The sequence below is a fragment of the Chamaesiphon sp. GL140_3_metabinner_50 genome (assembly GCF_025361915.1).
Taxonomy (GTDB): Bacteria; Cyanobacteriota; Cyanobacteriia; order Cyanobacteriales; family Chamaesiphonaceae; genus Chamaesiphon.
The window spans coordinates 1-12,334 of record NZ_JANYJC010000278.1 but is presented as its reverse complement, the minus strand read 5'-3'; the positions used below and the strand labels follow the sequence as shown (position 1 = coordinate 12,334).

Genomic DNA, 12,334 nt, shown 5'->3' with positions numbered 1-12,334 from the left:
CCGGATGAATGCCTCTAATACCGCCGCAGACAGCCCCTCATCCAGCGTAAACCGTTCCCGCGTCCAATCTGCCGAAACACCCATCCGCTTGAGCTGATTTACAATCCTACCGCCAGATTCTGCCTTCCATTCCCAGGCTCGCTCCAGAAATTTCTCGCGTCCGACATCATACCGCGTCTTACCTTCAGCCTTGAGCTGCTTCTCTAGAATCGTCTGTACCGCAATACTGGCATGATCCGTACCGGGGAGATAGAGCGTATTATCCCCACACATCCGATGATACCGAATCAGCGCATCAATCAGCGATTGTTCAAACGCATGTCCTAAGTGCAAACTCCCCGTCACGTTTGGCGGCGGAATGACGATGCAGAAGGGTTTCCCACCTTTAGCCGGATCGACTTTATAGGTTTGGTTGGTTTCCCAAATCTGCTGCCATTTGGCTTCGGTTGTCTTTGCGTCGTACTGGGGGGGAAGATTGGCTGTCATGGGATTGATGATGCGTCGATTTGCCTCTATCTACGATTGTGCCACAGTCGGGATATTGATGCGGATCTTAATTGACACGATTATGTCTAATATGACATATTAGAATTAGTATTCTAATCAGCACCCTAGTACGCACGAAACTATTGGAGTTAAATCTTTATGGTATTTACATCCAAAACACATATTTTTATATATGGAAGTTCCCAACGACAGTAAAGAAATTGTCTTGTTTTTTGGCGAAATCAAAACTCCTCCATTTTCTAAATCAGCACGATCTGAAACAGGCTTTCTACTAAGAAGATTACAGGAAGGGGAAATGCTCTCAATGCCTGAATCTAGACCGATGCCTAATATTGGTAAGCACTGTCACGAACTCAGAGTAGGCGATAGCGAGAATAATAAAGAGTGGCGAGTCATATATCGAATCGATGAGGATGAAATTGTTGTTTTCGACGTATTTCAAAAGACAACCCAAAGAACTCCTCAACAGATAATCGATAATTGTCAGAAAAGAATCAAAACATACGATCGACTCTTTGACAAAGAATAGTTCATGTAGCGGTAATAAATTATGGATGCTATAAAAAGACAAAAAATAGAAGCTGCGGGTGGTAAAGTCGTAACCATTGCTGAATTTTTAGACCTCTCACCGGAAGATATGGAAATGATTGAAATTCGATTATCTTTGAGTAAGTCACTGAAAAAATTTAGACAACAAGAGCAACTTTCTCAACAAAAGTTAGCAGATAGTATTAATTCCAGTCAATCGCGAGTTGCTAAAATGGAGGCTAGCGATCCGTCAGTTTCGATCGATCTATTAATTAAATCCTTATTAGCACTTGGAGCTACTCGTGAAGATATTGCCACGGCGATATCGGGAAATTAATACCAGATCGGTAAGATTAAAATAAATTTAATTGCACGGGTGAATCATCGCTCAATGGAGGTGGTAGCGGCGCAAGTGAAATACCCGATGCTCCTAATACCTCATGTAAATAACGCGCATTAATCGGCGATTTTACCTCGATCGGACAATGCACGAACATATATACTTGAGTATCCTGCTGCAACCAGATTTTAACTTGCTTCGCCCAGCCATCCAACCAAATTTGATTTGCCGATCGCACGGGATGAGAAACATACCGAATTAAACTAAAAGGTGCTGTCAGAGTTAAGTCAATTGGTACGCGCGGTTTTTTACAGGCGATCGCCACTTCCCCACTTTTATCTGCCTCATAAATCGGTCTAGAATCGAGAATAACTCGCCCGATACCTAATTTAGTCAACAACTCATTTAACCGCTCTCGATGCGGCGAATTAAACCAATCTAGATGCCGAACTTCGAGGGCGATCGAGACATCTCGACGCGATAACGCAGTTAGAAATGCTGTTAAATCTGCAAATCCTTCGCTGGGTGCATAGTTGGGTGGTAACTGAATAAACATTACTCCTAATTTATTGCCTAATGCTTGCATTTGAGTAATAAATGTTTGCGCCTGAATTAGGTAGGGTACGAGTAATCCGTTGTGAGTAATCGCACGCGGAAACTTGAGACAAAACTTGAATTTTGGCGGAGTTTGAGATCTCCATCGATCGATTGTTACTTTATCTGGGATAGCATAAAAGGTGGTGTTACCTTCGACGGCGGGGAAATGGTTGCTATATACATGCAAAAATTCCTTGGCTGGTGTTTTAGGTGGATAAACTTCGCCAATCCAACCAGGATAAGACCAAATAGCGCAACCGATTGAAATAGGCATGATAGGGAATAGGGAATAGGGAATAGGGAATAGTGGATAGTGAATAGGAAATTCCCCTCCTCGGAGGGGTGCCCGTAGGGCGGGGTGGGTAGATCTTCGCTTCTCCCCCAGTCCCCCCGTCCCCCGTCCCCCCGTCTCTTGAAAATAGTAACTAGATTTACGCCATAGACTAAGGGCGTTGCAGACACAATTCAATTCTGATTTTTACCGTACGTAACTTTAATTTCTTCAATTAGATCGTAGAGTAAAGATTCAATTTTGACGATCGTTTGTCCGCGTTGCATTTCATCGCCGATCGATTTAGTCAGATTTTCGGCGAGGCGACGACTGAGTTTGCTACTATCGGGGTCTTCCATGACTTTGGTGAGGGCAGTATAAATCGATGTCGAAATTTCTTTAACTGCTCGATCGATCGCCTGAGCGGGCAATTCACCGATGCCTGGGAGCATTTTAAGATTGCGATAAGCGGGAGATTCTAATAAGGCTTTTTGGAATAAGTGTCTGAATATTGCTTCTAAGTCTGGTTGAATTTTAGGAATCACTCGATAGATAACGATTTCTAAAATTATTTCGATTAAGACTTCAACTTCATTAATATTATTGAGATCTACATGGGGAGTATTTAGGTAGCCACGCATAACTTGAGCGATTTGTCCGGTTCTTAATGCTGATTGTGTTTGATCTAATACTTCAAGAATCACTGTTTCGGTGAGTTCGGTGGCAATTTGTCCGACGAATAAGCGATTTAGTTCGGTTTTTACTAATTCGAGATTTATTAGTTTGGCTTGATGCCAACGAATTATGACTGGAATTACTCGCAGTAGTTGAGCAAATGGTAAGATTAAAATCAGATCGTACCAGCGGCGGACGATCGCTTGTTGCCAACTCAGTCGCCGATTATGACGGCGCATATAAAAGATTCTGCCGATTAGTTCGCCAGTAAAAATGCCGATAAAAATAATATCGATCTGCCAAAAATTATCGATATAATTACCAGATTCATCTATACGTCGATAATAGTTAGTGACAATTAATGGCTTAATTTTGCGCTCGTAAAATTGAATTTCTTTATCCCAGCCTGCTGTGGTTAAATACTTTTGACTCCAGAAGGTTTGAAATGCACCTTTAGCCGATGGGTTTTGAACGCGATCGCGAACTTCATTTTTAATTTTTTCGAGATTGCCTGTTTTTCCAGCTATTTGAAACGGATTATTTTGAATCAGACTGACGCTGAGAGTATCTAATTCTTGGAGCCAGCTTTGAGTTTGAGCTGAGGCTAATCCTGTTTGTGCTACCGTGAGTTTGAGCTGTTCGACGGCGTTAAGATAACGCTCGGTTTCGCGATTGGGTTCGACACCTTTAACTGGATCGTAGGCGCGAACGATCGCCGGGATATTACGGAAGTAAAAATCACGCCAAGACAGATAAGTAAAGTCAAATATTGCGACTATTAACCCGATCGAGGCAATTATCGCCATCAATCTCTCAAACCACAAGTTCTTACGCACGATCGGCGAAAACACCAAAAGATTTTATAAAGTATGCAGGTTACTTCACTTATTTTAGAGTATTTTGACTATACGGATGGAAAAATAGCAGGTGTTACTCCAAATGGCGATCGATCGAGATTTTAACTGGAAGAAGCTGCAAAATGGCTCGGATATTCGCGGGATTGCCCTAGAAGGTGTCGAAAACGAACGTGTCAATCTTACCCCGGAAGTCGCTAAAATTCTCGGACAAGCCTTTGCTACCTGGCTCTGTGGCAAGGTAAATAAGCCCAGCACCGAGTTAATTGTAGCAGTAGGGCGCGATAGCCGTTTATCTGGGCCAGCAATTATGCAAGCCACGCTCGACGGGATTACTTCCATCGGCTCTGCGGCGAATGATTTTGCAATGGCTTCGACTCCAGCGATGTTTATGAGCACCATTACGCCTAGATTTGAGTGCGATGGTGCGATTATGCTCACAGCTAGTCATTTACCATTCAATCGGAATGGATTGAAGTTTTTTACCGCGCAAGGTGGTTTAGAAAAGCAAGATATTACCGATATTTTAGCATTAGCGGCAACTAATAAATTCGAGCTGGCAGCAGTAAAAGGGAACGTTACCGATCGCGATTTTATGTCGGTATATGCCAACCAATTTGTCGAAAAGATTCGTCAGTCTGTCAATCATCCGACTAATTTCGGGTGCCCATTAGCCGGACTAAAAATTATTGTCGATGCGGGTAATGGTGCGGGTGGTTTTTATGTCGATCGGGTATTGCAACCATTAGGTGCAGATACCACTGGGAGCCAATTTCTAGATCCCGATGGAACTTTTCCCAATCACGTTCCCAACCCCGAAGATCCGGCAGCAATGGCGGCAATTTGTCAAGCAGTAATCAAACACAAAGCAGATTTTGGCATAATTTTCGATACCGATGTCGATCGATCGGCAGCGGTAGATAGCAGTGGTAAAGAACTCAATCGCAATCGTTTAATCGGCTTAATTAGTGCGATCGTTTTACAAGCATATCCGCAATCGACAATTGTGACTGATTCGATTACTTCGGATGGATTGACACAATTTATCGAGCAAGATTTAGGCGGAGTTCATCATCGGTTCAAACGCGGTTATAAAAATGTAATTAATGAGTCAATTCGGTTAAATAAAGAGGGTAAAGAGTCGTGGGTAGCAATCGAAACCTCTGGACATGCCGCGATGAAAGAAAATCACTTTCTCGACGATGGAGCTTATTTAGTTACCAAACTATTAATCGAACTGACTAAATCGCGATTAGCTGGTAAATTATTAACCGATCTCATTGCCAATCTTCAAGAGCCAGTAGAAAGTCAAGAATTAAGAATTAAAATTAATACCGAAGATTTTCAAGCACATGGCAATAGTGTCATCGATCGATTGCAAACATTTGCAGCCAGTCAAGCCGACTGGAACATCGTGCCGAATAATTATGAAGGCGTGCGGATTGCTTGCGGATCTGAGAATGAAGCTGGTTGGTTCTTACTGCGATTATCTCTTCACGATCCGGTGATGCCATTGAATATCGAATCAAATGTAGCTGGTGGTGTCGATCGAATTAAGCAACGATTGTTAGCATTTTTAAAAACTCAGGAATCGTTAGATTTATAGCAATAGCCAAGGTCGTTAGGACGTTTTTTAATTAGTCCGAATATACCATCTGAACTATAATTTATCTGATGAATAGATGGACTTTGATTGGCTGCTATCAGACAATCAAAGTCCATCATTCAATCGTGTTAATCAAAGTTCAGACAATATTAAGGGGGAATTATTCCCAGAAATCACCTTAGCTCATTTGCGCGATCTAAACATTTGGCAATCGACTCCACTGATTCCACGAACCATCATAGTTATAGTCCTCGATCGGGTACTCTTTTAAATAGTATGACTAGTTCTTTGCAGGTTTTATTTGAAGATATCGATACAGTTAAAGATCGACGATATTTACGATCGCAACTCGCACCCAAAGTTGGCGAACATTTTGCAGCCACCAGAGCGGGGATTTTTTTCTTCGACGAGCTTTCAGATTTAAATCCCAATCTTCAAAAGATTTTAAATGTCGCCCTATCTGTCAAACATAATCCCGTCGCGCGTTATCTCTTCGAGCATCACGCACCCGTACATGAAGGATTAGTGACATCTCCCAAAATTTGGAGCACGATTTGTCCTCGCGCCGACCATTGGCATGTAATGGCGGGGCCGATCGTCTGTCGTGGTAAATTAGTAGGTGCGGTGGGTTGTACTCGCGAAAAGTCGATGTCTGCTTTCGATCCGCAAAATTTAGCCGATCTGAGTGGCATCTGTTTGCATTTATCGATTTGGGCGGCGACAGTCAGATCTCAGCCTCACTTTTTAAAAACCAATCAATTGACATCGCGCGAATTACAAATTGTCGAATTAGTTGCTTTAGGACATACGAATGCTCAAATTGGCACCGAATTGTGGATTACCGAAAACTCGGTCAAGCAAGCTTTAAAGCGGATGTTTCGCAAGCTAGAAGTATCATCTCGTGCTGAAATGGTGGCGCAACTTTCTACAGTGCAATCTTAATCGATCGTTAGCTTTCAACTTTTAGTAAATCTTCAATTTTGCTCAGACTTGCCGGATCTAAATACTGTTGGTTGTTGGTAACAACCGATCGCATAAAACTACTCACTCGATCGTCTTCTAACGACCAAATTATATGTCGATTGGCAATTGCCGCTGTCACGATCGTATTGACTTGAGCGGCATTGAATTCTGAATAATAGCTGAGTTTTTCGATTGCCATTTGAGTAGCACCGATCGATTGACTGTTGATAAAATCTCGAATCAAAAACTCTTTATCCCGCACGCTAGCCAAAGCAATATCAGGGAACTGTTCTTTACAGAAGCTCGATAGTCGCTTGTAAAAACGAACTTTTGTCTGCTTTCTATCGTACCACTCATTAAGTAAGAAGTCACTAAAATTATCATCGTTCAGTGCCGAACAATAATCTTTATCGCCAGTAATAAAATATAAATCTTCGCCCTCTGGCACTTCATCGAGTAAGCATTCCCAATTAATGGCATCGCCTAAAGAATTATTCTTACCGGGTGGATTGCCAACCCCCATTCGCAGCCGCGCCCGATCGAGCATCATCTGGCTGTTAGATAACTTTTTACCCAAGCTAAATAAGGATTGAATAGTGCGATCGGCTTTGAGATTTTTAGCTTTAATATCTGCTAAAATCGCGGCAATTAAAGTGGTATGTGCCTGTTCGTAATGTTTGAGCGATTCTCTGACTAGCTCGATTTCTGGATAGTCTTCACAGAGTTGGGGAAATTGCGGATTGAAAGTTTGGCTGCGGAGCGATTTAATTGCCCCGTCGATGCGTTGTTCGCGATTGCGATTGAATTCATCGACGATCTGATCTGTTAATAATAAAGTAATCTGCTGGCGATCGATCGCATCGATCAGTTTATTTAGTTCGGCAAGATCTTCTTGATTGAGTGCATAAAAAGATAGCAGAATATTAGTATCGATGAAAAGCTGCATATCTTATAAGGAGATAGAGGATAGTTAAAAATTAATCTACCTAAATTATAACAATATCCCGATCCAGTCCCTAAACATAGCTCGTAGAACCTTATTTCAGCCTAACCAGCCGATCGCAGCCAGCCAAGTTATAATTTAAAGACTAAGCCAGATCGACTCACCTCGCCCCATGTCTACCGAACTCCAACCCCAGCTTCAAACCGAACTCGAAATTGCTGTCGAACATCGGCGCAATTTTGCGATTATTTCGCATCCTGATGCGGGGAAAACCACCCTGACGGAAAAACTGTTGCTGTACGGGGGTGCAATTCATGAAGCGGGTGCAGTCAAAGCCAGACGCGATCAGCGCAAGGCGACATCTGACTGGATGGAAATGGAGAAACAACGGGGGATTTCGATTACCTCGACGGTGTTGCAGTTTGAGTATCAGGGGTTTCAGGTAAATCTGCTCGATACACCCGGACACCAAGATTTTAGCGAAGATACCTACCGGACGCTAGCCGCCGCCGATAATGCCGTGATGCTCATCGATGCAGCCAAGGGTTTGGAGCCGCAAACGCGCAAGTTATTTGAAGTGTGTAAAATGCGGGAGTTACCGATCTTCACCTTTGTGAATAAACTCGATCGACCCGGACGCGAACCATTAGAATTATTAGATGAGATCGAGCAAGAATTAGGCTTACAAACCTATGCCGTTAATTGGCCGATCGGTACCGGAGATCGGTTTAAAGGCGTGTTCGATCGTCATCAGCGCAAAGTTCATTTATTCGAGCGAACGGCGCATGGCAAGAAGGAAGCGACCGATACGGTGATGGATCTCCACGATCCGCGCCTCAAACAAATATTAGACAAAGAATTATTCGAGCAACTGCACAGCGATTTAGAACTGCTCGATGGGGTAGCTTCAGATTTAGATTTGGAGTTGATTCATGCGGGTTATATGACTCCGGTATTCTTCGGAAGTGCGATGACCAATTTTGGGGTCGAGCTATTTTTACACTATTTCTTAGAATACGCCCTCAAGCCGGGAAATCGCAATTCTAATATCGGATCGATCGATCCCAGCTATCCCGAATTCTCTGGCTTTGTATTCAAATTACAAGCTAATATGGATCCAAAACATCGCGATCGCGTGGCGTTTATTCGGGTCTGTACTGGTAAATTTGAAAAAGATATGACCGTCAGCCACGCCCGCACTGGCAAAACCGTCCGACTATCCCGTCCGCAGAAACTATTCGCCCAAGATCGGGAATCGATCGAAGAAGCATATCCCGGCGATGTGATTGGTCTAAATAATCCTGGCGTATTCGCGATCGGCGATACAATTTATACAGGCATGAAAAAGCTCGAATATGAAGGTATTCCCTGCTTTTCACCCGAATTATTTGCCTTTCTCCGCAATCCCAACCCCTCTAAATTTAAACAATTTCAAAAAGGGGTCAAAGAGCTGCAAGAAGAGGGTGCAGTGCAGATCATGTATTCAGCAGATGAAGCCAAACGCGACCCAATTTTAGCAGCAGTAGGACAACTGCAATTTGAAGTGGTGCAGTTTCGGATGAAGAATGAATATGGCGTGGAAACGACATTAGAACCACTGGGTTATTCAGTCGCGCGCTGGGTATTGAATGGTTGGGATGCGCTCGATAAAGTCGGGCGATTATTTAATACTTTAGTCATCAAAGATCTCTGGAATCGTCCGGTATTGTTATTCAAGAATGAATGGAATGTCAATCAGTTATTAGAAGATCATCCCAGCTTGAAATTAAGTGCGATCGCACCCATTACGATCGGATCTTCATCTATTTAAAATATAGATATTCCTTTGGCATCAACTAGCTGCGAGGTTATTTTTATACTTACTCGTGTTCGGCAAGCCGATCGTTGTTTATCGCGATCGTCTATGCCCGGAACACTCTCTGTCAGAGCAAAAGTAGTCCCAAACTGTTGATTCTCGATCTGTAGGTAAAGATCCCATCGCTAGTTCGAGTTCTTGCGCGTATCTAGCCATCATCATGGTCTGTTTTTCAAGCCGAATGGAGATCGCTTCACGCAGATCTCTGGGCGTAAATGGTTTGGTGAGATAGTCATCGGCTCCGAGCGACATTCCTTTGCGAAAATCATCTTTAGCGGCTTTAGCCGACAGAAAGATAAATGGAATTTTGATGGTACTAGGATCTTGGCGGAGTGCGATTAGCACATCATAGCCATCGAGTTCTGGCATCATCACATCGCAAATAATTAGATCGGGATGATGTTCCTGCGCGAGTTGTACACCAATTTTGCCATTTTGGGATAGCTACAGGATACGGATACTGTTGGCGAATTCAAAAATCGATCGGTTCAGGCGATCGTCCGATCGGGTCGCAATACGGTTCGGTTAAGGGCTGAAAGTAGGTAAAATGGGTGTTGCCATCAGCAGGAGAAGGGCTATCGATGCAACTCAAAGAACTATCCTTATTTGTACCGACGATTGAACCAGGTACAATCCTAAAAGCCTTGGAAACGGCCATTCCAGTGCCAGCGATCGAACAGGCACTCAAGGACACAAACGCAACTGAAGAGCGAAAACGAGCTTGACCCTCACATCTGGTGGTCTGTTTAATCATTGGGATGAGTTTGTGGTCAAAAACATCAATGAGAGGAGTACTGAAAAATTTAGTTGATGGTTGTCTTGGAAAGGTGCTCTACTTGGGGAAACAAGCGACGTTTGTGGGGGAAGCTTCCCCCACAAAGCTCGCGCCCCAAGACCGCACTTTCCGCTTAAGCGAGTCTTGGATCAAAGTTGGATTGTATTGGCAAGTACCATGTAAATCATCCATTACTGAGGCTAGACAAAGAATCGGGGCACAAGTAATGTGTCGATTATTTCATTTAGTAGTGCGTCCATTGGCAACTAGTATATCGCCTAATTACCAGTTTGATAGATAGTGTTGCTTTCCCCGCTTTAGTACTCGCAATGGAATATCACAAACGCTGGGAAGTAGAAAACACGATTGATGAACTCAAAGTGCATTTATTAGGGCGTAAAACATTAATTCGTTCTCTTAATCCTCGTGAAGTTAGTTTTGCCTGTAAAATTCGCATTTGAATTTGATAAGCGTGTGGCGGCATTCCAAAGGTTTTACTAAACGATTACCTCCGGTAGGCTATGCCAACGATTGAGATGAAATAGACTTAAATTTGCAAGCTGAGACAACGATCGGGCTGTCAAGTGCTTCGCTCATCAGCCCTGCTAGTTCCACACGATCGACCATCCCAGCGTCACATAACTCGAACGTGCCATAATCCAACCTGTCGCTCGTCAGTGCGTTGGCGAAGCCTATCGGAACGATAATCGCTGCTACTTCTGCCACGTCGCGGTAGTCTACATGCTGTATCTAACTTATCTTGTCGTACTAAGGCGCGAATGGTCACACCTCGTTGCTTGAGTTCCGGTATGACATGACTGGCATATTTTCCGGTCGCTCCTATCATTAATACTTTCATAGTGGTGTTACTGGATCGCTGTATGGAGAGCCAGAGGGGAAAGGAGGAGATGGGAGCAGAGAACGGAGAGAAGAGATTGCGAAAATATGAAACTATACCTTAAATCAGCAACGCCATGTTTATAATATGAACAATACCTGAAACCTATCTACCGCCAACGAGACGGAAAGTTTCTGCATAGTAACTAGTTAGCTTGGAAAATAAGGAGAAATGTACATTGGCCGAGATCGATTGGGATGACTTTACTAAGATTGAGCTTCGCGTTGGCCGCATTATAAACGCCGAGCCATTTCCTGAAGCCCGCAAACCTGCCTACAAGTTGCTGATTGACTTCGGCGAGGAGATCGGAATCAAAAAGTCCTCCGCACAAATAACAAACCTTTATCAACCTCAAGAGCTGATCGACAAGTTGGTAGTTGCTGTGGTCAACTTTCCCAAAAAGCAGATCGGTTCCTTCATGTCTGAGTGTCTGGTTACTGGGTTTCATAACGAGAGCGGAGAAGTCGCGCTGTGTGTGCCTGATAAACCTGTTCCTGTTGGCACAAAACTCCTTTAAATGAACTGCTATTTTTTTACTGATATGCACCGAGGGCTACAATTGAACTTGGCGATTCTCGTTCCGAGAGGCTACGCCAACGGCACCATCAGAAACATGGTTTTCTCCTATACTAGATGAAATTATTTCCACCATCGACGTTATGGGGTGACGGGGAATTTCCCCGCATTATTAAATAAAATATCGACGGCAACCCACGTCTGCTTTTGCATCTATAAGTCGAGCGCAGGCCATCCGATCGAAGATCTTACTTAGAGTCTTCGGAGATAGTCGCACCCGCACTGCGGAGTTCATCCAGGAACCATTTGCTATCCGAGAGTAGTTCGGGTAGGTAGAGCTTAGGGCGGGCAGGATCGCGCTCGCCCAGTCCCAGTACCGACGCGAGACAAAGAACAATGCTCAGACCCGTGAGTGAGGCTGTACCATACTTGAACTCCAACACCCGTCGCGAACGCTTCATTCGACCATCGGCTTCGCCCTCGATCTCGACGACGATCTCGGTCGCCACCTCACCACCTCGGCGGTGGCTGGAGGATTCACCATTCATCAGGTCAAAGCGGATATCCGGTGCCCCAGTAGCGGCATGGAGGCTCGCGGTATCAAACGTGGAAAATGCGGTGGCATCGAGCGAGCGACCATCGACTGATTCAAACTTGCCCTTTGCATCGTCGCCAGACAGCCATACGCGCCGCCCACCTTCAAATACCAGTGCGGGGGGAGCCATCCCGTGTACCCGCTCCATATCTAAGGCTCGAAACTTATCACGTTCTTGCTGTCTTGGATGTATTGCTTCGGCGTAACGCAAACAATCCTCTTGAAGTGGGAACCAAAGTGACTTTGACTGATAAATCCAGTTTTAATAGCGACACTTTCAATCGAATGCTCTTTTCTAAGTAGCCGTTTTGCCTGTAAAATTCGCATTTGAATCTGATAAGCATGTGGCGGCATTCCAAAGGTTTTGCTAAACGAGCGATTGAGATGAAATGGACTCAAGTTCGCAAGCTG

At 44.0% G+C, this 12,334-nt stretch carries 14 protein-coding genes and 1 pseudogene; 7 read left to right on the top strand and 8 right to left on the bottom strand.

The window, feature by feature from the left end; all coding sequences use genetic code 11:
* The coding region (locus Q0R35_RS13665) for a class I tRNA ligase family protein (protein WP_295619148.1) at nucleotides 1-486 on the bottom strand (486 nt) is incomplete at its 3' end.
* A 193-nt stretch (nucleotides 487-679) separates the two neighbouring features.
* Here Q0R35_RS13665 and Q0R35_RS13660 point away from each other — a divergent pair.
* Nucleotides 680-1,036 carry a type II toxin-antitoxin system RelE/ParE family toxin gene (locus Q0R35_RS13660; RefSeq protein ID WP_295619145.1) on the top strand — a complete coding sequence of 119 codons (357 nt, stop codon included), beginning with the start codon at nucleotides 680-682 and terminating at the stop codon, nucleotides 1,034-1,036.
* Between the two features lie 21 nt (nucleotides 1,037-1,057).
* Nucleotides 1,058-1,372 carry an XRE family transcriptional regulator gene (locus Q0R35_RS13655; RefSeq protein WP_295619142.1) on the top strand — a complete coding sequence of 105 codons (315 nt, stop codon included), beginning with the start codon at nucleotides 1,058-1,060 and terminating at the stop codon, nucleotides 1,370-1,372.
* Nucleotides 1,373-1,388: 16 nt separating this feature from the next.
* Here the strand turns inward: Q0R35_RS13655 and Q0R35_RS13650 are convergent, their stop codons facing one another.
* Together Q0R35_RS13650 and Q0R35_RS13645 are read right to left on the bottom strand one after the other, a co-directional pair.
* Entirely contained in the window at nucleotides 1,389-2,246 is an 858-nt protein-coding gene (locus tag Q0R35_RS13650; protein WP_295619139.1) for a DUF72 domain-containing protein, read from the bottom strand.
* A 191-nt stretch (nucleotides 2,247-2,437) separates the two neighbouring features.
* Nucleotides 2,438-3,754 carry a hypothetical protein gene (locus Q0R35_RS13645; RefSeq protein ID WP_295619136.1) on the bottom strand — a complete coding sequence of 439 codons (1,317 nt, stop codon included), beginning with the start codon at nucleotides 3,752-3,754 and terminating at the stop codon, nucleotides 2,438-2,440.
* Nucleotides 3,755-3,857: 103 nt separating this feature from the next.
* Here Q0R35_RS13645 and Q0R35_RS13640 point away from each other — a divergent pair, with 103 nt between their 5' ends.
* Together Q0R35_RS13640 and Q0R35_RS13635 are read left to right on the top strand one after the other, a co-directional pair.
* Nucleotides 3,858-5,378, top strand: a complete 1,521-nt coding sequence (locus Q0R35_RS13640; protein WP_295619155.1) for a phosphomannomutase/phosphoglucomutase — start codon at nucleotides 3,858-3,860, stop codon at nucleotides 5,376-5,378.
* A gap of 276 nt (nucleotides 5,379-5,654) precedes the next feature.
* Nucleotides 5,655-6,320, top strand: coding sequence for a LuxR C-terminal-related transcriptional regulator (locus Q0R35_RS13635; protein WP_295619133.1), 666 nt, complete (start codon nucleotides 5,655-5,657; stop codon nucleotides 6,318-6,320).
* 7 nt (nucleotides 6,321-6,327) lie between these two features.
* Here the strand turns inward: Q0R35_RS13635 and Q0R35_RS13630 are convergent, their stop codons facing one another.
* Nucleotides 6,328-7,287: a PIN domain-containing protein gene (locus Q0R35_RS13630; RefSeq protein WP_295619130.1), complete on the bottom strand. Its 960-nt coding sequence runs from the start codon at nucleotides 7,285-7,287 to the stop codon at nucleotides 6,328-6,330.
* Between the two features lie 169 nt (nucleotides 7,288-7,456).
* Here Q0R35_RS13630 and prfC point away from each other — a divergent pair, with 169 nt between their 5' ends.
* Nucleotides 7,457-9,094 (top strand): peptide chain release factor 3, encoded by a 1,638-nt coding sequence (gene prfC / locus Q0R35_RS13625; RefSeq protein WP_295619127.1) that lies wholly within the window; start codon nucleotides 7,457-7,459, stop codon nucleotides 9,092-9,094.
* Nucleotides 9,095-9,172: 78 nt separating this feature from the next.
* On the opposite strand, the gene Q0R35_RS13620 is transcribed toward prfC, so the two are convergent.
* A complete protein-coding gene (locus tag Q0R35_RS13620) occupies nucleotides 9,173-9,565 on the bottom strand; it encodes a response regulator (RefSeq protein ID WP_295619152.1) in 393 nt (130 codons plus the stop codon).
* 155 nt (nucleotides 9,566-9,720) lie between these two features.
* Between Q0R35_RS13620 and Q0R35_RS13610 the strand changes: the two are divergent.
* Nucleotides 9,721-10,348 (top strand): annotated as a pseudogene (locus Q0R35_RS13610) (transposase domain-containing protein); the annotation flags it as partial.
* Between the two features lie 200 nt (nucleotides 10,349-10,548).
* Here the strand turns inward: Q0R35_RS13610 and Q0R35_RS13605 are convergent.
* Entirely contained in the window at nucleotides 10,549-10,773 is a 225-nt protein-coding gene (locus Q0R35_RS13605) for an NmrA family NAD(P)-binding protein (RefSeq protein WP_295619123.1), read from the bottom strand.
* Nucleotides 10,774-10,990: 217 nt separating this feature from the next.
* Here Q0R35_RS13605 and Q0R35_RS13600 point away from each other — a divergent pair, with 217 nt between their 5' ends.
* Nucleotides 10,991-11,329, top strand: coding sequence for a tRNA-binding protein (locus Q0R35_RS13600; protein WP_295619120.1), 339 nt, complete (start codon nucleotides 10,991-10,993; stop codon nucleotides 11,327-11,329).
* A 247-nt stretch (nucleotides 11,330-11,576) separates the two neighbouring features.
* Here Q0R35_RS13600 and Q0R35_RS13595 read toward each other — a convergent pair whose 3' ends face one another.
* Both Q0R35_RS13595 and Q0R35_RS13590 read right to left on the bottom strand, forming a co-directional pair.
* Nucleotides 11,577-12,053: a hypothetical protein gene (locus Q0R35_RS13595; RefSeq protein WP_295619117.1), complete on the bottom strand. Its 477-nt coding sequence runs from the start codon at nucleotides 12,051-12,053 to the stop codon at nucleotides 11,577-11,579.
* 20 nt (nucleotides 12,054-12,073) lie between these two features.
* Nucleotides 12,074-12,334, bottom strand: a 261-nt coding sequence (locus Q0R35_RS13590; RefSeq protein ID WP_295619114.1) for a helix-turn-helix domain-containing protein, incomplete at its 5' end; no start/stop codon positions are given.

Bases quoted from the DNA above. Each gene is read 5' to 3' on its own strand.
- Q0R35_RS13660 (WP_295619145.1), top strand. From the start codon at position 680: ATGGAAGTTCCCAACGACAGTAAAGAAATTGTCTTGTTTTTTGGCGAA.
- Q0R35_RS13655 (WP_295619142.1), top strand. From the start codon at position 1,058: ATGGATGCTATAAAAAGACAAAAAATAGAAGCTGCGGGTGGTAAAGTC.
- Q0R35_RS13650 (WP_295619139.1), bottom strand. From the start codon at position 2,246: ATGCCTATTTCAATCGGTTGCGCTATTTGGTCTTATCCTGGTTGGATT.
- Q0R35_RS13640 (WP_295619155.1), top strand. From the start codon at position 3,858: ATGGCGATCGATCGAGATTTTAACTGGAAGAAGCTGCAAAATGGCTCG.
- Q0R35_RS13635 (WP_295619133.1), top strand. From the start codon at position 5,655: ATGACTAGTTCTTTGCAGGTTTTATTTGAAGATATCGATACAGTTAAA.
- Q0R35_RS13630 (WP_295619130.1), bottom strand. From the start codon at position 7,287: ATGCAGCTTTTCATCGATACTAATATTCTGCTATCTTTTTATGCACTC.
- prfC (WP_295619127.1), top strand. From the start codon at position 7,457: ATGTCTACCGAACTCCAACCCCAGCTTCAAACCGAACTCGAAATTGCT.
- Q0R35_RS13605 (WP_295619123.1), bottom strand. From the start codon at position 10,773: ATGAAAGTATTAATGATAGGAGCGACCGGAAAATATGCCAGTCATGTC.
- Q0R35_RS13595 (WP_295619117.1), bottom strand. From the start codon at position 12,053: ATGGCTCCCCCCGCACTGGTATTTGAAGGTGGGCGGCGCGTATGGCTG.